Source organism: Acidithiobacillus thiooxidans ATCC 19377, assembly GCF_009662475.1.
Taxonomy (GTDB): domain Bacteria; phylum Pseudomonadota; class Gammaproteobacteria; order Acidithiobacillales; family Acidithiobacillaceae; genus Acidithiobacillus; species Acidithiobacillus thiooxidans.
In genome coordinates, this window is the sequence record NZ_CP045571.1 from 1,468,782 (window position 1) to 1,490,533 (window position 21,752).

Genomic DNA, 21,752 nt, shown 5'->3' on the forward strand with positions numbered 1-21,752 from the left:
CGTATTATCGGCAACAGTTGTTAACCCAGCGCCTTGGGATGGGCGATGCGTCCGTAGCTATCGGCCCATTCGCGCATGAAGTCGTCGTATTCTCCCAAGACGGTCTCGTCAATGAAACGCATCACATTCCACATTTCCACGCCGTAGTTGTAGATAGGCGTAGCTGTCAGCCCGAGATGGTACTCGGTATGTTGCGTAAGCACCTTCGCGGCAGCGACATGGCCGTGCTGGCACCGGTGCGCAGGGATTGCGGTTCGTCATACACCACCGTCCTGAAAAAGTCGGTCGCAAAAATATCGGCCCACCCCATGATTTGGGAAATACGGAAGACATACACATCGGCGGGCGGCAGCGCGTAAGGACTGGTCTTTTTGATGCAATGCACGCGCAAATGGGTGAAGCCGGTAACCTTTTCGAGCCACTGGATTTGCATATGCGCATCACAGACCACGGCAGCCGGCAACGTCCCGGGCACTGAACAGAGGAAGGCGGCCGCCACGAAGGTTTTGCCCAGCCCCCCTTCATCGCCCAGCAACAGGGATTTTCGGTAGCGGAGCACTTCCACGGCCTGGGCCTGATAGTTGCGCAACTGTTGGCCATCGCGCAATCCGGTAATGGCGCCGGCTTTGAACGTGGGCAGCAGAATGCTTTCCAAATGGTCCTGGCGTTCCACAAAGCCTGTCTTATCGACCTCAAGCCGGCGCCTGTCGGCCGCGCTGATACGCAGCGGATAACGGGACATGAACCAATCGAGGTCCGCAGCGGTTATCAGGTCGGCAGGTAGCAGAAAGGGACCAGCGGACTGTTTAGGGATTTTGGGAAAGAGCTGCTTCAGACGAATGGCGACATGGGGTTCTATCCCTTCCAGGGACCACTGATGCCGTGTCCCATCAGAAACATACCGGCAAACGCCATAGGTCCGGGAGGCCTCAGCCATTAGAGCCAGCCTTTGCCCAGCGAAGCCATGACAGCTGGTTTCTCCCGTATAGTTTCCGGCAACGTCATGGAGAGGTTGGTGGCCAGTACAATGCCGCGCACTTCCGGATGATGGGCATAACGGTCAAGCTGCCGAAACACCGCCATCTTTTGCGCTGGCCGCAATTTGCACTCAATCACTATCCCGTCCTGCAGCAAAAAGTCGGGGATATCCCGGGCAGACAATGCCTGCTCACGGGCAAAGGACAACCCGGCCTTCCGGAGCGCGGTTTCGAGATCGCTTTGCAGCCGTTTTTCATCCGAAAGATCCAGGCGCAAGGATTCAATAATCTGAACGATTTTCTGCATATTCTGTATAATTACCTGTTTTATTTACCTATTCTGCCTGTTTCACGCCACGCAAGACGGCGAGGGCCTGGGGCCAATGAAAACCATCGACAAAAGCGAGCAACGTCCCCGGAAAATTTGCGCAATTTGCTCTGTGCGGTCGGTCGTCGCACAAATAATCTCCTGCATCGCCAAGTAGGCCTTTATCATGCGTAATGATGAGGCGGCGTTCCAATTCAGGAAGATGCTGAAAAATCCATGCCGCTTTGTCGGCATAGGCAAACGCAATGCCGGTAGGTGGCTTGGTGGCAATCCAGACCTCAAAACCCAGGTCGATGACACTCCGCACGGCTTCCAGAGCCCCATCGATAGGCGGCATAGCCAGATAGGCCCCAGGCTGGCGTTTAATTTCTGCCGCCGTCAAACCGGAGGACTGCATATAGGCCGCAAAATCGACAATCACCCCATCCATATCCACAAAAACACGTCGAGCCATACACCCTCCTTCAGGACATCAACCGCCATGGCGCCGATAAAAAACCGGGCGCTAATCTGCCAGAACAGGCCGGTCAGATGGAATGTTTTCCAGATCCTCTTCCCGACACAAAACACAAAGATCATTCGGGTCATCGACCATCTTCACGACCAAAGCACCGCTGAATGTCCTTCCCACATAAGTTACCCGCTGATGCGTTTCTATAGACCATAACGGCTCTTTTAAGTTAACCATGATAATTCCTCTTTATCAGCATTCGGCGTATTAACAGACTCATATTAACATGACCACCACATCACTATCGGCGCACACCTTTTACGCCAGAAAGCCTTAGTTCACGGCGGATAAACACCCGTAACCACGCGTCGGAACTGCCTTACTTGGACACGCCTTTCTGCCTCGTACACAAATCTGTTCAATGGTTCACCCCTCAATGTGGCCTGTACGGTTAGATATTCTATAACCGCACGGGACGTCCAAAATGCCGCTTCAGCGCCATAATCCAATAACGCCCGAATAGCAATATCTGCAGGAAAAATAAGGGTGCTGTCGCCCTGGTCCTTTTCATCACGAAGACGCAATGCCGTCTGATAAGCCTGCCTAAGGGCTTTTAGGGAGATCTGTCCACAGGCGTTCCACTCGGCAACATCCAGCAGTTCGAGATATTCCGGATCCTGTAACACACGCCGGGCCGACCAGACGGCAAAGAGCCGCCATTCCCGCTCATATCGTGGTTCGGCCCGGCAACAAAAAAGTGTATCATCCAGCCCCAAAATTTCGAGAATGGTGGCAAAAGGTAACGGCTCGCTATCCAGCTTCTTTTTGTTTAGGCCTTCCAGCAAAAGAATCATCAAAGTGGAACGGCGCCCGAGAAGTCCGTTGAGGCGCTTGGTGGTCGTGGTCAGCATATGACCTCCCGCGATACCTGTTCTGCTAATTTCGCCATAGCCTTTTTCGCATGGGCCAAATTGATAACAGGGATGCCCCAAAGGTCCGCCAACGCAATCGCTTGTCCGGTACCGCCGGTAGCGCGTGAACGGGTCGCTGCATTTTCGCAACCATCAGGCGTCCAGCACACCACAAAATCCACCGGAGAACGCAAATCGGCACCCAGCACTTGATGGCTATTCCGCGCCATCAGGGATTGCGCGGAGGCTTTGAGTTTACCCCAGGCCGGATGCCCGACTTCTGCCACGCGAAAAGCCTCACTGCTCGGCAAGGTCACACAATGGCGACCTTGCAACTGGCGGAATCCCGGCCAGGGGAGATAGATTTCCTTTCTACCGAAGCATCCCTGCTCAAACGCGGAATCGGCCCCTTCTGCTCCGCCGGAAAGCAGCGTATATCCCAATTCGGAAAGCCGGTGTGCGATTTTCTGCATTTGGGCCAACACGTGTTTCGGCGTATGGCGGGAACCAATTCCTGCGTAACGCAAGGTCCTCGCGGTCCGATGGCGAAGCTGCGCCTGCACACCGGCATCCAGTGCGGCGGCTATCACTTCTGCATGGCAGGGAGCGGGCGCACAATGACAGGCAAGCGCCTGGCCGGGCTGAATACTCAGCAGGGCCGTAGCAACCACCGGATCACGCTCGGCAATGCGGGCGGCAAGCCAAGCACGGTACCGCTCAATGACCGCTTCCCGCTCGCCATCAGGACCGATGGCATACGGATTGCCCAGGGGGGATAGGCGGCCAGAAGAGGACCGACCCACATAGAAGGCCTGCCGACAATCGTGCGTTTCCACGTTCAAAATGGCATGCGGCATCCTAGGCATACCGCGAGCCTTTTTGTCCCGGCGCATTACTGCCTGTGCAATCCAGGTGGTGATCCGTGGCTTTCGGGCAGCGTTTGTTTCCGCAGGTCGGGCAGACAAACATTCTGGTCATCGTTAAGCGAAAAAACGGCGTCTCCTTATCGCAATGCGCATCTTTCCAAGACTCAGCGCAACGATAGCAGCAAGTGGGCTCGCTCATGACAAATCCTCCTCGCGGTCAGTTTTTTGCAAGCGGATACGCTGTTTTTCCCAAAAACCGTTCTGATTAAGCCGCAACCAAACTGCCGCCTTTTCTTCAGGGGTCATGACAATCCATCTGCTCACTTCTTCAAAAGTTCTCCCACAAGCCTTACACACGTCATCCCCCAACGCGGTAGTGCAATAACCCAAACATGGAGAGTCCGGCTGTAGGCCATTCTCCCCTTGGGCGGTAAAGCAATCCGCAGAACCTTTAGCAGAGACCATGAGATTCGAGAGCGTCAATAATTTAATCATCAGTAAGCCCATTGAAAACAAAATGATCGGGATAAGTTTTCTGGTAATCGGTGAGCGTCTTCGCATCCACTTCCCGCGTGTATTCGATTTTGAAAACCTCTCCCTTTTCCAGCACGACCAGCATGGTAGGTTTCTTAAGAATCTTTTTAATCTGTTTGAGCTTGTCCGTTCGATTGACCAGGTTACTCACAAACCAATCCGCCGATGGCTTCAAGGTGGCCGGCTTGCCTGTGTCGGGGTCATTGAAAGTGCAGGTAATATCTGGCAAGGACTGAACATATTCATCCAACGCGCTGCGGTCTTCAGGAGAGAGATTGAACATTACAGGACCACCGCTGGCGTCATCTATTACGGTACCCAAACGCTGTTTGCCCAAATAGAGCGTAGCGTTGAATCCTTGGCCTTCCATGCCACGAAAGATTTTCAGGTTTTTGACATGATAAGTCGGGTCTGTTCATGCAGAATTTCTCCTTTCTGGGGCTGAAAGGTTTATTTTAACAGATAACAAAACGACACTTCCTCCTTATCATATCAAGGAATCGTGTTTGGTCCACTTCCTGCAGCATAGTAAAAACGCAAGACGCGTGCGTTGTATCAGTGTTCACCCGTGATGTCCATCATCGTTAGAAAAAGCGCGAAAAAAGCCGCTTTATAAAGACATTATAAGCAGACAAAAACCACATCCTACTCGTGATTGTAATACACAAGCACGAGAAATGATCGATGGTGAAAAACGGCAATCTTCACAAAGCAAAAAGCGAAAAGAACGACGAGTTTTATACTCAGTTGACGGACATTGAGAAAGAACTTAAACACTATAAGGATCAGTTCAAAGGAAAAATGGTTTTTTGCAATTGCGACGATCCCGGTTGGAGCAACTTCTGGGCGTTTTTCAGCCTGAATTTTAACCACTTCGGCCTGAAAAAGCTGATCTCTACGCAAAAATCACACCATTGCGCTGTAATGGCGATTTCCGTAGTGATGAAGCCATCAGTATTTTGTTGGAATCCGATATTGTAGTCACGAATCCGCCATTTTCTTTGTTTCGTGAATACATTGCGCAGTTGATGGAGTACAAGAAAGATTTGTTGGTAATAGGCAGTATGAACGCCATATCCTATAAAGAAATCTTCCCATTAATCAAACACAACGCATTATGGCTTGGAGTGACGACTGGTGCGCGAGCCTTTATTTTGCCAAAAAATGCACCAGAAAAATCCACGGATAAAATTATTGATGGAAAGCGTTGTACGGTATTGGGTAATACCTGCTGGTTTACAAACATTACCCATTCAAAACGTAATCAACCCATTGAGCTTTACCATACCTATCGTGGTCACGAAGAAAATTATCCAAGGTATGATAACTATGATGCCATTGAAGTGAGCAAGGTCAAAGATATACCTTGTGATTATGATGGTGCTATGGGTGTACCTATTACTTTTCTGGAAAAATGTTGTCCTGATCAGTTTGAAATTCTTGGTATAACGGCAGGACGAGATGAATTTGAATGCAGACCATCAAAAAGATATAAAAATCCAGTTCAACACAACGCAAACGGGTCAACATCGAACGGAAGTAAAGCAAACACACGATCAACCATACTTATTTATAGAACACCGTCTGGGACTTATTATACCGCTGACAATGCAGATTCAAAATTCTTGATAGTTTATGCAAGAATTTTGATAAAAACAAAACAAAGGAGTTAATCGCATGCAAATCGAACTCAAACTAATCAAAGTCCGTGAAATCACCAAAGACTACGCCGACCGTGGCGAAAATGGCGTCTTTGGCTTCTCCGGTAAACTAAACATCCGTCCACCCTAGCAGCGCGAGTTTATCTATAAAGACAAACAGCGTAACGCGGTCATTGATACGGTACGCAAAGGGTTCCCGTTGAACGTCATCTATTGGTCGGCCAATGCGGATAACCAAATTGAACGATAACCAAAAAACAAATAGCAAGGCTTGGATATGGTCGAGTAGAAAACAGGTAACGATCATCCTATTCGATGGTTTACACCGAATCTCACTCTGTATGGGTGACGCGCTCAATCCGAAGCAATCTTTGCTCAAGCTGAGCCGCCTTTTTGAGCAATTCCTCCCCAATATTCGCCAGCAGAAAGTTATCCGCCTTTCCCAGTTCCTGCAGGTCCTGTACAAACAAATTAGCCGATTGGGAAGCCTTCACGAGCCTTTCTGTATCCATTGCGTTCAGCATTTTTTACCTCCTTATCAAATAGTGGACAGAACCATTCCAACCCATGTTCATACCTTATCACGTGATGGCAGCCGGCTTTTCCTGAAATTTGCCGCACACTCTGGGTGCCATAGGAAAGCACGCCGCATAGCCATGATCCGGGTTGGTATCCGGCGGCAAGCCCTGGCGGTCGGGGACGGTTTTGCCCGTTTCTTCCACCCTCACCTGCCGGTTTTTGGTGTGCGCGCAAAAACCCAGACCACTCGGGGTAGAGCCAGGTTCAAAATGCTGGCAGTCCTCACAAAAGACTTTGCCGGTTTTGCGGAGTTCTTCTTTGGTCAGAAACAGTTGCATAATTTAAGTCCTTACAGCCGGCAGCGAATAGGTTTTGGAGGGTAAGACATCTTGCCGCGTTGTAACATTTTTTGCGATTTTCGTGATCTCGCTAGGGAACACACATCCACGCCGCATCCGCCCCTTTCGAATTGCCAGCTTCCTGATTCACCTGCACCCCATGTTGAGTCAGTCGATACGTCAGATAGGACTGAATTTTGGGATGAGATAACACGTCCGGATTCAGCACAGCATACACGTCCCCAATACATCGTGCGGAGATGGTAACCAACCCCGGGTGTCCCTCAGTCTTCAATCGGATTCCTATCGGCTGCGAAAAATGGTAGCTCTCTGCATCTACCAGCGCGGGATACTCTGCGACACGTGGGCGCAGGTCCACCAAAGCAGCGTCACAACGGACCCCATATAATAAACGATCCACGGTAATGCTTTCCCGACCACCAGAAATCACCATCTGCTCAAAGCCTGCATCGCGCAACAGCCGTGACCTCCAGTGGTGTACCGTTTCGTAGACGGAGGTTTCCACCGTATCCGCACCATACCAAACGCCAAAGGAACCATCGCTGTATCGGCTCACCGTCCAGTTTTTAAATGGAAACCAGATAGCAGCGAACCATTCCGCTTCCTCGAAGGGTCGGTTAATGGCCGGTGTCTGGGAAGTATAGTGGGGCGGCTTGGCAGCGGCTTCGTGCCGCTGTGCCACAGTCCAGTCTTCTGGGCTAACCGACAGATCGTTAAACAGGTCTTCCGATACCCGCAAACTGATGATATTGCGAATCAAGGTTTGGTGCGTGTCCGACAGGGTAAGACCGTCATAAAATGACTCCGCCACAATCATTCGCCCCTGGCATGATCCAGATAGGCTCGCACCATCAACAATCCGGTAAATCCCCACTCGCGGACCACTTCTACGGGAGTCCGATAATCGAACGCACGGTTACGGGTGGTCATCCACTGATAAGCCAAATCCCGGTCATGTGGAAACAGTAATCGCAGATTTTTATGGATAGCAAGTAAATGGCCCGCACGTTCAAGCAGATCCCTATTTGCGCCTAAGGGTTCCCCTTTGCGATACCGACTGAGGGCTGCGCGGTTCTCGGCCGCCAAGCCCAGTAAGGCAAGTTGCCCTTCATTGTCCACCATCCAGAGCTCAAAGGCCTTCATGAGCATCTTTGCCAAGACTATGCGATCGTGGATTTTGTTTTCCCTGTCTGAGATGACTGCAGTTTGCGTCATGAGTGGCCTCCTACATCATGAAACAACTATAACAAATAATGGTGCATCTGCAACCACCTTGGTCTTCTTAGGAGGCCCACACGTCAGCTACAGCAGTGCAGTAAGCTCTTATAACGTTAAACCGTGCGTAACAGCGAACGCCACCAGCCAGTCCGGGCGTTCCGGGACCGTATTTGGATGATGCCAGACGTTTCGGCATATTCCAGCCCTTACGCAGTACGGGCATACTCACAGCTGAACGTGCTGGGCAAAAAGCTCGTATTCCGCCTCCAGTCCGGCGGCGACAACGAATCTACGGTCCAGAACAACAACAAGGAATCCGATATCAATCTCTACAGCTTGGTGGGCATCGCCGAACAGAACGTCTTCAAGCCCATGTCCCTGCGCTCCAAATTCCAGAGCATATAAACAACGAGTTACAGACGCGCATATCGTGAAATTGGGATTTTTCGAGGTGCCCAGTCCTAAGTTATGGCACGGCCACTTCTCTGGTGCGCCGCATTACCACATGTTTGATCAATGGCTTGGCGGGACTCGGCACATTGGCCATACGAATCCTGGATTTGAAACTCCCAAATCCTAGAGTTTGAGCCAACCGGCCCACGCATTCATCCGCAAAAGAGGGGGTTGGCGCAGAATTTTCAAAGTCCAACACCACCACATCGTGCTCCCGCAACATGGAGAGCAGATACTCACGGGCGTCCATTCCGTTTAGCCGAGTCGCCATCGGAAACTGAGAGCGCATCCTGACCCTAAAAATCCCAGTTGAAGTCGTCATCCTCATCCTCCTTCTGTTCATTGGGCCACCGCGCGTATACCGCCCCACTATTTAGCGGCCTGCTGGTGTCCCATTCCAGTACAATCAGTGTACCATACAAGTTGAGATCTGCGATTGTGCCTGCGTGGAGCCCACCCACCCCGCTACTGGAGAACCATTCGTCCACGGAAAGTATATGCAAAGCCCCGCCATTTTGCATCATAAGATCCCGGGCGAGGGTGAGCCCGTAGCCTGAATGCCCATTACCCGCTTTGCTGGTCACACTATATTCCGTTGCCAGAGTACAGGCGTTTTCCGTAGCCAGGCGATCCCCATATTGTCCACAGCACTCTAGTGTCTGACGAATACCTATTCCACTGTCGATGACCGCGATCTGCGCACGCCGAGCCCGCTTCCATACTTGTCCACAGACAAAACCATATGGCTCGGACTCCATTCCTCCAGCATGAGCAACACAGTTACCTAAAATCTCCACCACTAGACTGTAGATGCTGTACTTGGTCACGTCGTCAGTACAAATAGGCTGGAACAACTCAATAATTTGGTCAGCAATTTGAGACACGTCATCGTCTGACTGAATGGATGTCAAAGGCTGGAAACGACCCGTTTCTCGATACTCATTCATAAGAACCGGGGGTTCCTGTCCCAGAACCTGCCAAAGATGCATCCGTGCCGCATAATGCTCCAAATCTCCCTTTGGCATATGAACGGTCCGGTCTGTGGCAGCGTTCATCTTTGCTGCCAGAACGGCCAAATGATAAGGCTTGATGAAGGCAGGATTTGTGCAACTGCCTTGTCTGATCAGATCATCTGTTTGGCGATGCCATGAAATGAGTTCGCTAATGCTCGTGGTTTCCATGGAAAGGTATCCTTAACAAAAATGGTGAAGATTGCTTTACTGTTCATCATGAGCACCATCCTAACCAAACAGGAAGCAATCTTCGGCTGCACTATGAAAGCCGTTGGCGATGCGCTTGGGATCGGTCGCCAAGCCGTTTACCAGTGGCCCGAAGAGTTGCCCCAAGACACTTCCGATGGATTGGTCGGTGCGGCAATCCGTCTAAAGAGGTACCCAAAAGATTCTAAAGCACATCCACCATGCGCTGCACCTGTTCGACACCGACTGCCGCCCATTTGCGCCCATCCGGGGCGTTGCGGTTCCAGGCTAAAGGCGAGGTGTGCGGCATGGGAAACAACCGCGTGCCCTCCGGCCATACGCGGCGAATTTCCAGTGGATAGAGCATCTCCGCCAGCTTCGGGTCCTGCCCATATTCCGCCAGAAACCGCATATTCTCCGACAAACCCCGAATTCCGGTAATCGCCCGGGTGGCGGTTTCGCCCACGGTCAGCACAGCTTGCGGTTGTGCCCGTTCCATAGTCTCCGCCAGATAAGGCAGGCAATGCCCGATTTCTATCGTTGTGGGCTTGCGATTTTCCGGCGGTCGGCAACGAACGATATTCGCGCAACCGTAGTCCAGCCCACGACGCAAACCATGCGCTTCCAGGAGCGTGTGCAATGTCCGCCCAGCGCGCCCCACAAAGCCTTTCCCTTGGGCGTCTTCGTCGGCGCCTGGGGCCTCACCGACCACCAGAACACGACAAGGCCGTCCAAACTCCGGCAAATCCGGCGCCACTATCTGGGTACGGGACTGACAAAGCGCCGGGCATTTTTGGCAATGGGTGGATCTTTCAGGCATCCGCATATCCCGCGCTTTCCAGCAGGTCCAGATAATGCGCCTGACTATGGATCATCTGCAGTTCATGGCGGATTTGTTCGCCACCTATTCCCTTATTTCTGGTAAGCAGCACAAACAGGCTTTCAGGGGGAAAGTATTGGATGACCACATCCAGAATACCCAAGCCTTTGAGTGTCTGGAGGTCCTCGCGGAGCTGGGCATCCTCCAGGTTTTTGCCGTCCAGTATCATGACGGCGTGATGTCTGGCGGCTTTCAGGGCGCTGAGCCATTCCGCCTGATTCCGGACGGACGCTTCAGGTGTAGGAATAATCGCCATATTCAGTGTGCTGTACTTCTTTTGCATCTGCTGAGCCCAGGTGCTTTTCCCGGAAGCCGTGACCCCAATGGGGATGATGACCAGAGGGTGTTGTGAAAGGACCTCTTCGGAAAGAGGACGCTTTTTTAATGTAGGAATGGGCATAAAGTGGCTACCGAATTCATAGATCCAAGGATTCCGCATCGTAACATGAAAGCGTTTTTTGTGGCGCAACCAGCTGCAGACGGCGCATTGGTTTTTGCACGTTCCCGGCGCGCTCGCACTGCATCACACCAGATTTTCCAAAACTGCGTCTTGTTAGCCACCGTCATCATTCCCGCTGCGATCGGTAACATCTTTCGCAAATTCCGTAAGCACTTTGGGCGGGAAGCGCCTTTCCGCAACTTCTGCAGTGACGTTTCAGACCCTGGCGGATCTGGACAATCAGCTGCTGGACGCAACGTTCCCTTTCCGCCGTAGCCCGGTGTATTTCGGGAAAAAATTGCGGATAACGATAGTGAAACCAGCAATACAGCGAGAGATGCTTGTAGTCAGATTCCAGTTCTTCCGTCTGCGCCCGCGTTCCACTGCATGCAGGAGAATGATGGGGCCGCTGTTCCAGAATGGCGGCAACCATCCTCCGGAAATGTTGCATCTGGCCGGCCCGCACATCGACGGGTGCCGTCAGGATTTGCAGACGCTCCGCCATGGACAAGCGATGAGAACCAGCCAGCGTGTCCAGAATATGGGCTTTATCCAACGTTTCAGTGAGATCCATGCAGGTGAACCAGTCAGAACCTTTAAGCGTTTTCTGCCAGGCAACCAGCAAGTCATGCACGCCAATGTCGGGCGCCGCATCCATGGCGCGGTCGATCCAGGTCCGGGTGGGCGCGGCAAAAATGGTGGGAAAGTTAATGGCGCTATCCGTTTTGTTGAGCGCTTTCTGGATTTGCCGGTGAATGGCGGCATCAGCGCCAGCGGCATGACCCACATCGTGATGCCCGTACCGCCCTGCCCGTCCAGCAATCTGCCGAATTAACGGCTTGGGTACGGCGGCGCTGATGCGGCCATTGTACTTTTCGCCTTCGCCAATAACGACCGTATGCGCCGGCAAATTCAGGCCCATAGCCACAGCATCCGTAGCGACCAGGATAGCGGCCTCCCCCGCACGGAAGCGACGGGCTTCTTCACGGCGGACTTCCGGCGGCATAGCCCCGTAAATCTGCGCGACCGAATGCCCGCTTTGACGGAAATATTCGCCCCAGCGAATGACCGAATTGCGGGAGAACACCACAAAAATACTGCCGGGCTTTAAGGCCTTGGGTGAGATGGCCTGCGGCGTCATCGCCAGTTGCGTGAAACGCTTGGTGTGATGAACGGTCAGCGTATCACCGGTGATTTTCGCAAACGCCGTCAGCAGCGGTTCCACGGCCGGACTGCCGAGTACAAAAAGACGGTCAGCAGACAATTCGAACAGCGCTTGCGTCCAGGCCCATCCCCGTTGCTCATCCGCGACCATCTGCATTTCGTCAATGACTGCCACGGCGTAATGCTGGTCACTGTCCAACATCTCAATCGTGGAACAAACCACCCGGGCCTGCGGGTCCAGATCGCGCTCTTCTCCGGTCACCAAAGAAACCGCCACCCCTTGGCTGCGCAGTTCTTCGCAAACTTCGATGGCCAGCAGACGCAACGGTGCGAGGTAGACGCCATGCTCGCCGGGTTTGAGAGCTTTCAGGGCTTGCAACGCCTGGTAGGTTTTACCGGAATTGGTTGGCCCCAAATAGGCTTCCAGTTGTCGGGCACCCAGTTGCGGATTCGGGAAAAGGTGGTCCCAATGGCGGCCAGCAGCGATATTCAGTATGGGCGCGAACGCTTGTTGACCAACAATAGGCGGATACGGTGGTTTGCAGGACAATGGGGCACTGGGCATAGAGGCTTCCTGCAATAGAGCTTCCGTGTCTATCCGGTTGAGGCCATCACGACGCAACCTTTCCAGAGCGTCAGGACGGTACTGTGCCAAGGTTCTGCGAAAATCCAGATATGCTACCGTCCGCATAATATCCATCTGGTCACAATCCCGCCGGGATAAGGGCTCGTATCCCGCATCCATGATAAACTCATCGTAAGCCTCCGCGTTCCCTACGGCCAATTTGAAAAAATCACGGCATTCAGGACACGCATTGGGCGCATCAACCACGGCTCTTTCTGCCGCAGACCGCAATGCGTCATAAACAATATGTCGCGCCGATTCTTCGATGGAAGCCAATTCTTCGATGGAATCAGACACGGGCTCATTCATAAACTCGCCTAATGTGCCATAGCGCGAAAGATCGTATTCCTCATCCACCGCCCAATTAATCACATCTTCCGCGATCTGTTCGACGACCGATTCCTCATTTAAAATTTGCTCTGCCAGTGAAGCTATCCATTCCAGAGCTAGATCGCTTTGCGGATGATGAGACAACAACATTCGATATTGCTGGCACGGTCCATGTGAGTTGTTTCGCAGTCGCATATCCCAAGCGGTATGAATCAGATCGCAAAGAGGGATGTTCTTCTCCAGGAATGGCCCTTCCGCTGCCAGAATGCCGCGCTGAATGAGCGCATCAGCGACACGCTTTGCATCGCCGGACTGCGCTGCAAAGCCCAATTGGGCAAGTGCAATGGAAATGGCACCATTCCATGATGTTGTCGGCCCTTGCTTAGGTTGACCGCGTTGCTTACGACGACGGGATTTGCTGCCCATAAAAATGCTCCTAATTCTCGAGGCAATTAGCATTCAGCATATAATGCTAACCTGGGTAACGCCTTTTTCGTCGCTGTCTCCGTTCGGTTTCGGAATCTACCTTGATATTATCATCCCGTTCTTGGTAGATAGCCTGTTCTCCATGTGTATAATCAGGAATATTCAAATCGCGCGGGTACCAGAAACGGGGTTTATGACGCATTCCTTCTGGATGTTTTTTAGTCAAATCAGGTCCTCAGAATAGAAACAAAATCAATGTTCGACGTGTTGATCAATCCACGCCTGCACATCTGCTCTCCGCCAACGCGGGCCTCGAGTGCCAGGTAAGCGCGTGACGCGCGGCAGGCGGCATTTTGGTGAGTGCGAAACATGCCAGATGATGGTGCTGCGCTTCACACTTAGAATTTCCGCAAGATCATCAATCGTCAAGAGTTTTTCAATTTCTTTCATAAAAACCTCATGTGATAACAAGGAAGGTGAAATACAATCAACTTTCTATAACTACGCCATAACGCTATTCGCCTCTCGCGCAACCTGCGCGCCACGAGCGGACAGCGTGTAAAAGAATTGATGCGGATAATCTTGTTTTCGCAAAACCCCCTCTTGGGATAGCTCATGTACAAGTCCCGCCGGCACAATGCCCTGTTCGTTTTTAACCCGCACAATGAAGGGCGCATCTTTGACATTCCGGGACCGGCTGATAGTGGCCCCATGATGTAAAGCTATTAGGAGCGCTTTCCTTTGGGCGCAATGTTGAAAGTCCAGATAATCGTCGTTCATGTGGTAACTCCCTGTATCAAGTGGTATATGTAGTATTATACCAAGTGATTTTTCGCGTTTATTTCGATAATAAAATAGCGGGCCTGGGATCAATTTGATCTCTTTTGCCACCGTGCAAAAACAAAAAAGCCGCCCAAAAAAGGCGGCCTGCTTGCCCCCGATAAAGGAAGAAACCCGTGGCAAACTGCAGGTGTTATATTCTGACCCAACCTGCCGCGCAAGCCCCTGGCTTAGAAATGAGGAGAATGCTTAGGCTGAGCCAGGCCCCAAAGACACCGCCTGCTGGTCATTGGGGTCCATGAAAAACAACGCTTGCCTAAATGGGCAATTTGAATAAGCGATCGAATAAACCAGAAAAAGATGTTGGTGCGCCAGATATTCAGGCCACATTTTTGGACCACAGATAACGCAGGATGTTTCTGGTTGGCGCAACTTAGCGCGCTGATGCCGTGCGGGCTAACGCGAAAAATCGCTTAACTATTATTCTGAAACATCCATGAAAAAACGCGAAAAAAGCCCGTTAATGCAGCCGCGTGTGCCCCTATCTCGCGGTAGAATGGTGCCGTTTATAGGTACGGGCGACACCCCGAACTCCAAACGCACGACCCCCTTTTCTGGCTCGGGGTTTGTGTCTTGCGCAAGAGCCGTTTCATATAGGCGCACAACCTACTGGCCCTGCCATTCTGGAAGGGTCCAGAAAAATCTGTTGTCTTTTTTCAGAACATCCGGCGCGCCTGTGCCGATGATGTCCCTCTTTTACGGGCAGCATGCCCATTATTCAAGGAGCACCAATAATGAAGCACATCAAGGAATAGTCCATGAAACATATAGACAATCTGGAACTCGTGGCAGTCTGCACAGAGGATGATTTTCCAGGCAGCTTGAAACCGGTAATCGCCATCCCGTTGAAGCCACACATGACAGCGGAAAATTTCCACGAGGCGGTAATCGATATCGTGGAGAATCGCTGTTTTGAAGAAGCCTGGTGGTGGCCTGATGAATATTACGAGGAATTGATCAGCATGATCAATGCGCGTTTCGCTGGCGATCTGGTGGCAAAGTCAACAATGATTTCTGAAAATTTGGCAGATAAAAAAACGTATGCCTGCATACGTGTCATCACGCCAACTATTGAATGCAATGATGGATTCTGAAGGAGCACTTATGAACATCGAAGCACTAGCTGCCGAGCTGGCAGAAGACAATCGGGCTTATCGGGCCGGCAATCCCCGCATTACGGATCATGAATACGACCAGAAGGTGGAAAAGCTACGGAAAATATATCCGGCGCATCCTTTTCTGAATCAGGTGGAACCAGAACCGGAAGGCGTTTTTTCCGGTGAAAAGGTACGCCATAAAACCCCCATGCTCTCTACCAAGAAAGCCTACAGCGCGGAAGAAATAGACACATTCATCCGAAGCGTCTTACAGGCCGCCCAGGCGTTGGGTATTCCGCTCGATGATGTGCGGTTTAGAGCGACACCCAAATTAGACGGCCTATCGGGTCGCTACGACGGTGCCGGACATCTCTACACACGCGGCAACGGTACGGAAGGCCAGGACATTTCTAACGCCCTGGCCAAGGGACTTATTATCGACGGCACTGGGAACCCCGGAGATGGGGAAATTGTGGTAGACGAGCAATTTTTCCAGGAACACCTATATGGCAAAACGTTCAATGGCCGTCCACTGAAGCACCCACGCAATTTCATGGTGGGATTCATTGGTGCGGACACTCTGGGGGAACACCACCGTCTGGCGGTCGCCGCCCAAGCCGCCCGATTCGTCCCTTATACGGAGATTAACCAGGTAACGGGTGACAGCCTATCCCTGCTGGAAAACCTGGAAGAAATTTCACGCACATTGAGAAATGACTGCGCCTATCGAACTGACGGCATCGTCATTGAAGCGGAGGATCCGCAAATCAAGGCTTTTTTAGGCGCGACCGATAGTTACCACCGTTGGCAGATTGCCTATAAGACCAAGGGAGAAACGGCGGATGTCATGGTCAGGGAAGTCACCTGGCAAGTGGGACGCACAGGGCGCATCACGCCGGTCATAGAACTAGACCCGGTGGAACTCTCTGGGGCCGTCATACAACGGGTAACGGCCCATAACGCTGCCACGGTAAAAGCCAAAGGCATCGCACCATGCACAATTATCCGCCTCATTCGGGCGGGTGAAGTGATTCCCACCATGGATACGATCATCAAGCCTTCCGGACAAGTGAAAATTCCAGACCTGTGCCCATGTTGTAGCGGACCGTTACAGTGGGAAGGAGAAAATTTGATCTGCTCGGCAGGTGTATTGTGCCAAGACCAGGTAGAAGGCGCGATGGAACACTTCTGCCAGACCCTGGAAATTGAGGGCTTCGGACCCAAGATCGTTGAAAAACTGGTCGCAGAAAATGGCATCCGGTACTTCAGCGATGTTTTCACATTGGGACTGGAGGAATGCATCGCCCTGGGCATCAGCCCTGGGGTGGCCAAAAACCTCGCCAAAGTGGTCGATAACCGCAAGAAAACGCCTATCGATGATTGGCGCGTTTTGGCGGCCTTCGGTATCCGCAATCTGGGTCGTGGCGACGCGAAAAATCTGCTGCGGCACATCCGGATAGACGGCTTGAACGGCATTACGACGGAGTTCATTCGTGGCATAGAAGGCTTTGGGCCAATCACCTCCGGCCAAATTGCCGGAGACCTCCAATCAAACCAGGATGAAATCCATCGGGTAGTTAGGCATCTGCACATCGTCCACAGCATGGATGATGCCGGCCAAAAGCCACTGCAGGGAGAAAAGATGGTGTTTACCGGAACATTTCAATCGGCGGACCGGAAAACTTTGGAAAAAACAGCGGAGGATCTGGGGGCCACGGTGCAATCTGGCGTTAATGCCGGGACGACGTTGCTGGTCATCGGCGACAAACCCGGTGCCAAGAAAACCACGGCTGCAGAATCCCTTGGCATTCAGACCATGGACGAAGGGACCTATCTGGATTGGATAAAAAGCGTACCTCTCACCAGCAAACCTGCAATCCATAAGTCCGCTCCAGAGTCCCTTTTTTAAGGAGGATTGATATGTCCTATTTTAAGGAAGCGAATGCCTTTCTTCGCATGCTCAAAAAGGGAGAAATGGATCGCCAAAAAGCGCAAAGACATATTGACAAAATTCTGGTCATTGCCGCGCGCATTGAATTGACAGCGGGTATGCCTGGGGACGATAGCCCGAGCGACTTGGCTCCGGAACTACAGGACCTCTACTATGACACTTTGACGGCCGAATTGGAAAAGGCCAATCCGGATCGCTCTCACGCTGAACACGGGTCGCAGAGATTCCCGACAGGGAAAGTAACACGTTGGTTACAGTGTCATAAAGGGCATGAAACCTTTGGTCCCACGACAATGCAGCAAGTTCCTTGCAGCATTTGCGGGGAATATCTCCTGTCAAACTAATCCATACGGAGGGGCTCACGCCCCTCTTTTTTTGTCCGGAATCTGCGGGAAGACTGCGGGAGTGCATCACGGACCATTAATTGGTTTCTCAAAAAAAACATGGCCGGGATCAATTTGATCTCTTGATCGTTTTTATGCTACCGCACAAAAATAAAAAGCCGACCCAGAAAAAGGTCGGCCTGCTTGTCCCCGGCGGAGATATAGGAGAACCGTGGCAAACTGCAGGTGTTATTTTCTGGCTATAGCCAGTCTCCAAAGACACCGCCTGCCGGCCTTTGGAGAGCCTAAAAAACGCACGAATCGACACCGATCTATTTTTGGCGGTTAAATAAACAATCAATTAATCCCGCAAAAGTTTGTGAGCATCAGCTTCCCCAACAAATAACTTTGACCAGATTTGATGCCATATGTTTCTGACGGAGTGGAAATTTTTGTGCGGATTACGTGACGCCTATTCACTCGAAAAATGGCTGACATATCCTTTAGCGTCCATAAAAACCCCGCAATTTTCCGTGTGATTCCAGAGTGTCAGCCCCATATCATCCCGTTCTTTGGAAACCGCCTGATAAGCCCCACTATCCAGAAAAACATGACTGCGTATTTCCAGCGGGCCTTGGCCGGATACAGGCGGAATGATGGTGTGGCCGACATAGGTCCGGGAGAGTGATTCTTGATGCCTCGACGGCAAAAGCTGGCTTTTCCGCACACGATTCCTGAAATCCACGATCAAACTTCGACCCCACAAAACATGATCCTTCCATGTCCCCATATCGTCAAAGCCGACGATAAAATGTTTCAGGTCCCAAATCGCGGATTCTCCCGCATCCAGCAAAGCATCTGTCCAGGAATCATTCGAAAGTGCATTGGTGAGTTCCGCATGGGCAACATGGAACCGACCTTTTACGCTCCCGACAACCCGCACCAAAGGCACCCGCTCCAATAAAGGCATATATTGCGCTACCCGGTTAAATCGCTTGACCCATTGCCAACCCTTAATGCAAGTAAAAGCATATGCGTAATCCCGTTGCCGACGGTCTTTAGTTTTTCCGTCAATCCACGCCATCAGCATGGCGTCATGGTTGCCAAGAACCGGATAAAACCAGGGTTCTTCCAGGAGGGCCAGGCATCCTGCTGAATCCGGGCCACGGTCCACCAGATCGCCGACACTGAACAGGCGGTCATTTCCCGGTTCAAAAGACACCTGTGCCAGTGCGTCATCCAGCATGGCCCGGCAACCATGGAGATCACCTACAATAAAATCACGTCCGACAGGATTGGCTGAATGCCGGGATATGGCCGGATTATTTTCAAGAAACCGCATCAGCCCTCCATCAGCTATCTGGCCATAGTAACAAACAAGGCGACCACCACTTGCAGCACAACGCTTAAAGAATATGGCGAATCAGATCATCACCGATTCCAAAACCGATGCCCCGAACAATAGCTTGGCCAAAACCAGAATGATGGAGGGAATGCGCGAAATTTTGATAATTACCACCCGATGGATTCCCATGCGGATGATCTGTGTCAGGGGAATGGCGTTGGATGCCTTCGTGAATCGTTTGCAAGAGAACCAGGATTTGCTGCTGTTCGGCTCGATAGCTCTGGGAAATGCTTTTCAGGTCGTTATACAGTCCAACAAGTTGCGCATCTCCACTTTGTGCCGCATCGTGCAGCTTGACAGCAAAATCATGCAACTGCTGTGCGAAGGCGGCATTGCAGGATTTCAGACTGTCAAATTCGGTATTGATTTGTTCGACATTCATAATAGCTCCTTTTTAAGCAACATCTATTTCTTCAATGGATAGCGTAACACACCCATCAGAACAAGAGGAAAGGGGCAGAGCACAGGTATGAAAGAGAATTGGTTATGTCAGCATGACGAAGTAATGTATAACGCCAAACTAAAGCCTTGTTGTCCGATAGTTCTGATAAGCTTTCCATAGAAATAATAGCGTCAAATTCATAACCACAAATTGTTGCAAGACAATGGCCCAGTTCCCGCAAATTATCGAATAAGTCATAATGAAACTGGAACTTGCCAGCCAGACCAACCGTATCAGCCAGGGTCGATAAAAGAGTTTCCCTAAACTGGCGAAAATATACGTCCCGACCGGAAGCCATGTCCACCAGATCGCGGTCGGCGCGTAAATCCAGAACCCCATCCCTCCAAAAACCAGTGCAATACCCATGCGTCTTAGCCGGTGCTCCCGGTTATCCTTTCCGGTAAGGCTTTGTAACAAACTTTCCAGACTCGCCATCGCCTGAAACACTGCACCTTGATCTTGCCCGAGGAAATATTGTGAAGCGACCATGGACCATCCTGCAGGAATCCCCCAAAGAATGAGGGCGCTGCGTTTTGTTCGCGTGAACTTAACAACGTCTAAAACCAGCGCCAGCCCGCCAAATGCTTGAGACAGCCAAAATGCTGGAATCACGGGGCAGGATGCAACGCTTTGGGCTTGGGCGAATCCTGTAAAAATTTCTGGTCATGCTTTTTCACCTGAAAATAACGGGCGATCCAGTAACCACCCTCTGTCCGAACATTCCAGGCGGCTATGGCGGCATCCATACTCGCTTCTTTCGGCCATTCGGCTAAACAGGTCTTGCATTGCACTTCCCAGGCGCACAGGTCGATCAGGCAACATCGCGGGAATATCAGAAAGGGCATGCCTTCAACCGGCGCGTTATCGTGGACGGCAGTTCTCTTTTCGGCCATGTTCTAAACGGTTCATCATTCATGCTTCTCCCTCATATTTTTTGATTAACTGCAAAATCTCGTTGATCATGGCGGCTCCTTTCTGATCCGGCATCGCCATCAGTGTGCTCTGATTTTTCAACAAGGTTCTCATGAGTTCATTGACAAACTTCTGGAAAATAACGGACTGGCGCGCAGGACTGGCTTCGGCTTTGTCGGCGGCGTCGGCGGCGCGGTTCGCCGCGTCATTCACCGGGCCACCAAAAATGGCGTCTTTGGCAATTTCCGCTTCAGTCTTGAGGTTATTGATCAGCTTGTTCAAAAGAATGCTGCCAGCCTTTACGATGGTATCCAATTCGTTTTGTTCGTTTTGTTCGTTTTGTTGCATGACACACTCCTTTTTTCGGATGAAAGATTGCTGAAACTGGGCCGTTTAACACTGAACCACTCAGCGACGGTTTCAAAAATGGCGACAGGCGGCATCGCCTTATCGACCCCTGTTCCTTCCAGGCCCGGTGCGATATTCAGGTCCAGGGCCAAGAATGTCTTGCCCAACTGCACATAATCTATGGCGATCATGGGCGAAAGGTCAAAGAATAGCGTGGTTTCCGGGTTGATGCTTCCGGTGCTGCCCAGGTATTCGATTCGTGTGTCTCCACAGTTCGAGCGCCAGTCATCCAGGCTATTGGAGCGCAGAAAAAAGGTCCGCAAACCGATTCGCAAGTACCGATAGGAAACAGACCCTATATTGGCAGTCGGCAGGAATTCAACAACAAACTGTTTCGGATATTCGGCTAGAGCTTCTGCATAAGACAGCGCCAGCTTGCCTTCTCCGGCATGCGCCTGTCCATCAATATGCACCACCACCTGCATCATTTGCCAGAGTTCTTCCGGATAATTGACATACTCAGCCCTTAATACGGGCACCAGGTCGCGCACCAGCCCATGCCGGGGCGTCAATAATCCGGCAAGCTCAAAGGCAGTAAACATGGCAGAGCGTAACATTCCGCCTGTGCTTTGTCGTTGAAAAACGGCATCGGGCGTTTCATACGACCCGCAAAAAGCGTGGTCGTAGTAATCTCTGAAATCAGATTTTATTTTTATTTTCATCTTTTAATCCCCGAATCCAAACAAGAAAATTGCAATACACCTGTTGCACTTCCAACGCGACCACCCACACCAACAGCAATCCTATTGCAGTAGGAATGACCAGCCAGAGCCAGGCGAGAAACGAAAGGTCAGCGGGCATTTATTCCTTCCTTGGCAGGAATAACTTTTTGACACTTTTTGCAGGTGATTTTGTTCTTGTAGTCATCCAGTTCGTAGGCTTCTGGTAGCTGTCCATGCGCTATCACGGGCACTATTAGTCCACACTCGGTTTTTATCCCATCCCCACTTGCCGCATGCCAACGGCTCCACTGTTCGATCAAGCCTTTCATGCCGCCAATCCGCCAACGCACTACAAAATCCTGTTTTTCCATC

The 21,752-nt window shown here is 51.4% G+C and carries 31 protein-coding genes and 1 pseudogene; 5 read left to right on the plus strand and 27 right to left on the minus strand.

Translation table 11 applies throughout. The features are described 5' to 3' along the window. Nucleotides 1–166 precede the first annotated feature (166 nt). From GCD22_RS07665 to GCD22_RS07700, 8 genes are all read right to left on the minus strand, one after another. Nucleotides 167–937: a hypothetical protein gene (locus GCD22_RS07665; protein ID WP_153940577.1), complete on the minus strand. Its 771-nt coding sequence runs from the start codon at nt 935–937 to the stop codon at nt 167–169. Continuing rightward, nucleotides 937–1,284 carry a hypothetical protein gene (locus GCD22_RS07670; protein WP_153940578.1) on the minus strand — a complete coding sequence of 116 codons (348 nt, stop codon included), beginning with the start codon at nt 1,282–1,284 and terminating at the stop codon, nt 937–939. Before GCD22_RS07670 ends, GCD22_RS07665 begins: the two co-directional genes overlap by 1 nt. Nucleotides 1,285–1,312: 28 nt before the next feature. Beyond that, the gene (locus GCD22_RS07675; protein WP_051690708.1) at nt 1,313–1,759 is read right to left on the minus strand and encodes a 5' nucleotidase, NT5C type; all 447 of its coding nucleotides are present in this window, start codon (nt 1,757–1,759) and stop codon (nt 1,313–1,315) included. Nucleotides 1,760–1,810: 51 nt separating this feature from the next. Beyond that, on the minus strand, nt 1,811–1,993 hold the full coding sequence (locus tag GCD22_RS07680) for a hypothetical protein (protein ID WP_153940579.1): 183 nt from the start codon (nt 1,991–1,993) through the stop codon (nt 1,811–1,813). A 101-nt stretch (nt 1,994–2,094) separates the two neighbouring features. Further along, nucleotides 2,095–2,667, minus strand: coding sequence for a hypothetical protein (locus tag GCD22_RS07685; RefSeq protein WP_153940580.1), 573 nt, complete (start codon nt 2,665–2,667; stop codon nt 2,095–2,097). Continuing rightward, the gene (locus GCD22_RS07690) at nt 2,661–3,503 is read right to left on the minus strand and encodes a DUF4326 domain-containing protein (RefSeq protein ID WP_244947625.1); all 843 of its coding nucleotides are present in this window, start codon (nt 3,501–3,503) and stop codon (nt 2,661–2,663) included. The genes GCD22_RS07685 and GCD22_RS07690 overlap by 7 nt, the downstream gene beginning before the upstream one ends. Nucleotides 3,504–3,728: 225 nt before the next feature. Continuing rightward, nucleotides 3,729–4,094 (minus strand): DUF1289 domain-containing protein, encoded by a 366-nt coding sequence (locus tag GCD22_RS18725; protein ID WP_337588884.1) that lies wholly within the window; start codon nt 4,092–4,094, stop codon nt 3,729–3,731. Next, entirely contained in the window at nt 4,021–4,437 is a 417-nt protein-coding gene (locus tag GCD22_RS07700) for a hypothetical protein (RefSeq protein ID WP_065973870.1), read from the minus strand. Before GCD22_RS07700 ends, GCD22_RS18725 begins: the two co-directional genes overlap by 74 nt. Before the next feature lie 314 nt (nt 4,438–4,751). Between GCD22_RS07700 and GCD22_RS07705 the strand changes: the two are divergent. Continuing rightward, nucleotides 4,752–5,740 (plus strand): annotated as a pseudogene (locus GCD22_RS07705) (adenine-specific methyltransferase EcoRI family protein). 320 nt (nt 5,741–6,060) lie between these two features. On the opposite strand, the gene GCD22_RS07715 reads toward GCD22_RS07705, so the two are convergent. The 4 genes from GCD22_RS07715 to GCD22_RS07730 all read right to left on the minus strand — a co-directional run bounded on the left by GCD22_RS07715 (nt 6,061) and on the right by GCD22_RS07730 (nt 7,821). Further along, entirely contained in the window at nt 6,061–6,252 is a 192-nt protein-coding gene (locus GCD22_RS07715) for a hypothetical protein (RefSeq protein WP_031574387.1), read from the minus strand. A gap of 57 nt (nt 6,253–6,309) precedes the next feature. Next, nucleotides 6,310–6,585: a hypothetical protein gene (locus GCD22_RS07720; RefSeq protein ID WP_031574390.1), complete on the minus strand. Its 276-nt coding sequence runs from the start codon at nt 6,583–6,585 to the stop codon at nt 6,310–6,312. 91 nt (nt 6,586–6,676) lie between these two features. Next, nucleotides 6,677–7,417: an RES family NAD+ phosphorylase gene (locus tag GCD22_RS07725; protein ID WP_237747501.1), complete on the minus strand. Its 741-nt coding sequence runs from the start codon at nt 7,415–7,417 to the stop codon at nt 6,677–6,679. A gap of 2 nt (nt 7,418–7,419) precedes the next feature. After that, the gene (locus tag GCD22_RS07730; RefSeq protein WP_031574395.1) at nt 7,420–7,821 is read right to left on the minus strand and encodes an MbcA/ParS/Xre antitoxin family protein; all 402 of its coding nucleotides are present in this window, start codon (nt 7,819–7,821) and stop codon (nt 7,420–7,422) included. Between the two features lie 177 nt (nt 7,822–7,998). Here GCD22_RS07730 and GCD22_RS07735 point away from each other — a divergent pair, with 177 nt between their 5' ends. Beyond that, entirely contained in the window at nt 7,999–8,229 is a 231-nt protein-coding gene (locus tag GCD22_RS07735; RefSeq protein WP_031574398.1) for a hypothetical protein, read from the plus strand. A gap of 61 nt (nt 8,230–8,290) precedes the next feature. Here GCD22_RS07735 and GCD22_RS07740 read toward each other — a convergent pair whose 3' ends face one another. From GCD22_RS07740 to GCD22_RS07770, 7 genes are all read right to left on the minus strand, one after another. Further along, entirely contained in the window at nt 8,291–8,599 is a 309-nt protein-coding gene (locus GCD22_RS07740) for an STAS-like domain-containing protein (protein ID WP_031574401.1), read from the minus strand. Next, nucleotides 8,574–9,458: an ATP-binding protein gene (locus GCD22_RS07745; RefSeq protein WP_031574404.1), complete on the minus strand. Its 885-nt coding sequence runs from the start codon at nt 9,456–9,458 to the stop codon at nt 8,574–8,576. Before GCD22_RS07745 ends, GCD22_RS07740 begins: the two co-directional genes overlap by 26 nt. Nucleotides 9,459–9,681: 223 nt before the next feature. Next, nucleotides 9,682–10,296 (minus strand): uracil-DNA glycosylase, encoded by a 615-nt coding sequence (locus GCD22_RS07750; protein ID WP_031574406.1) that lies wholly within the window; start codon nt 10,294–10,296, stop codon nt 9,682–9,684. Beyond that, entirely contained in the window at nt 10,289–10,756 is a 468-nt protein-coding gene (locus GCD22_RS07755) for a hypothetical protein (protein WP_139112117.1), read from the minus strand. Before GCD22_RS07755 ends, GCD22_RS07750 begins: the two co-directional genes overlap by 8 nt. A 166-nt stretch (nt 10,757–10,922) precedes the next feature. Continuing rightward, complete coding sequence (locus GCD22_RS07760) at nt 10,923–13,340, minus strand: helicase-related protein (RefSeq protein ID WP_065974883.1); 2,418 nt, start codon at nt 13,338–13,340, stop codon at nt 10,923–10,925. Between the two features lie 252 nt (nt 13,341–13,592). Continuing rightward, nucleotides 13,593–13,790 carry a helix-turn-helix transcriptional regulator gene (locus GCD22_RS07765; protein WP_031574433.1) on the minus strand — a complete coding sequence of 66 codons (198 nt, stop codon included), beginning with the start codon at nt 13,788–13,790 and terminating at the stop codon, nt 13,593–13,595. Between the two features lie 51 nt (nt 13,791–13,841). Beyond that, nucleotides 13,842–14,120 (minus strand): hypothetical protein, encoded by a 279-nt coding sequence (locus tag GCD22_RS07770; protein ID WP_031574436.1) that lies wholly within the window; start codon nt 14,118–14,120, stop codon nt 13,842–13,844. Between the two features lie 818 nt (nt 14,121–14,938). Between GCD22_RS07770 and GCD22_RS07775 the strand changes: the two genes are divergently transcribed. From GCD22_RS07775 to GCD22_RS07785, 3 genes are read left to right on the plus strand one after another with little or no spacing between them, the layout of a single operon-like run. After that, on the plus strand, nt 14,939–15,274 hold the full coding sequence (locus tag GCD22_RS07775) for a hypothetical protein (RefSeq protein WP_031574438.1): 336 nt from the start codon (nt 14,939–14,941) through the stop codon (nt 15,272–15,274). Nucleotides 15,275–15,284: 10 nt separating this feature from the next. Continuing rightward, nucleotides 15,285–17,186 carry a BRCT domain-containing protein gene (locus GCD22_RS07780; RefSeq protein ID WP_170286707.1) on the plus strand — a complete coding sequence of 634 codons (1,902 nt, stop codon included), beginning with the start codon at nt 15,285–15,287 and terminating at the stop codon, nt 17,184–17,186. 11 nt (nt 17,187–17,197) lie between these two features. Further along, complete coding sequence (locus tag GCD22_RS07785) at nt 17,198–17,572, plus strand: hypothetical protein (RefSeq protein WP_031574444.1); 375 nt, start codon at nt 17,198–17,200, stop codon at nt 17,570–17,572. A gap of 451 nt (nt 17,573–18,023) precedes the next feature. Here GCD22_RS07785 and GCD22_RS07790 read toward each other — a convergent pair whose 3' ends face one another. The 8 genes from GCD22_RS07790 to GCD22_RS07825 all read right to left on the minus strand — a co-directional run bounded on the left by GCD22_RS07790 (nt 18,024) and on the right by GCD22_RS07825 (nt 21,751). Further along, entirely contained in the window at nt 18,024–18,893 is an 870-nt protein-coding gene (locus tag GCD22_RS07790) for a metallophosphoesterase (RefSeq protein ID WP_153940583.1), read from the minus strand. A 64-nt stretch (nt 18,894–18,957) separates the two neighbouring features. Further along, nucleotides 18,958–19,338: a hypothetical protein gene (locus tag GCD22_RS07795; protein ID WP_153940584.1), complete on the minus strand. Its 381-nt coding sequence runs from the start codon at nt 19,336–19,338 to the stop codon at nt 18,958–18,960. A gap of 138 nt (nt 19,339–19,476) precedes the next feature. Continuing rightward, complete coding sequence (locus tag GCD22_RS07800) at nt 19,477–20,010, minus strand: YgjV family protein (RefSeq protein ID WP_170286708.1); 534 nt, start codon at nt 20,008–20,010, stop codon at nt 19,477–19,479. Further along, complete coding sequence (locus GCD22_RS07805) at nt 20,007–20,291, minus strand: hypothetical protein (RefSeq protein WP_153940586.1); 285 nt, start codon at nt 20,289–20,291, stop codon at nt 20,007–20,009. Before GCD22_RS07805 ends, GCD22_RS07800 begins: the two co-directional genes overlap by 4 nt. A 19-nt stretch (nt 20,292–20,310) precedes the next feature. Next, nucleotides 20,311–20,658: a hypothetical protein gene (locus GCD22_RS07810; protein ID WP_065974888.1), complete on the minus strand. Its 348-nt coding sequence runs from the start codon at nt 20,656–20,658 to the stop codon at nt 20,311–20,313. Beyond that, complete coding sequence (locus tag GCD22_RS07815; protein WP_139112115.1) at nt 20,610–21,380, minus strand: hypothetical protein; 771 nt, start codon at nt 21,378–21,380, stop codon at nt 20,610–20,612. The genes GCD22_RS07810 and GCD22_RS07815 overlap by 49 nt, the downstream gene beginning before the upstream one ends. Continuing rightward, nucleotides 21,358–21,519: a hypothetical protein gene (locus GCD22_RS07820; RefSeq protein WP_153940587.1), complete on the minus strand. Its 162-nt coding sequence runs from the start codon at nt 21,517–21,519 to the stop codon at nt 21,358–21,360. The genes GCD22_RS07815 and GCD22_RS07820 overlap by 23 nt, the downstream gene beginning before the upstream one ends. Further along, nucleotides 21,509–21,751 carry a hypothetical protein gene (locus GCD22_RS07825; protein WP_065974890.1) on the minus strand — a complete coding sequence of 81 codons (243 nt, stop codon included), beginning with the start codon at nt 21,749–21,751 and terminating at the stop codon, nt 21,509–21,511. Before GCD22_RS07825 ends, GCD22_RS07820 begins: the two co-directional genes overlap by 11 nt. Nucleotide 21,752 lies beyond the last annotated feature (1 nt).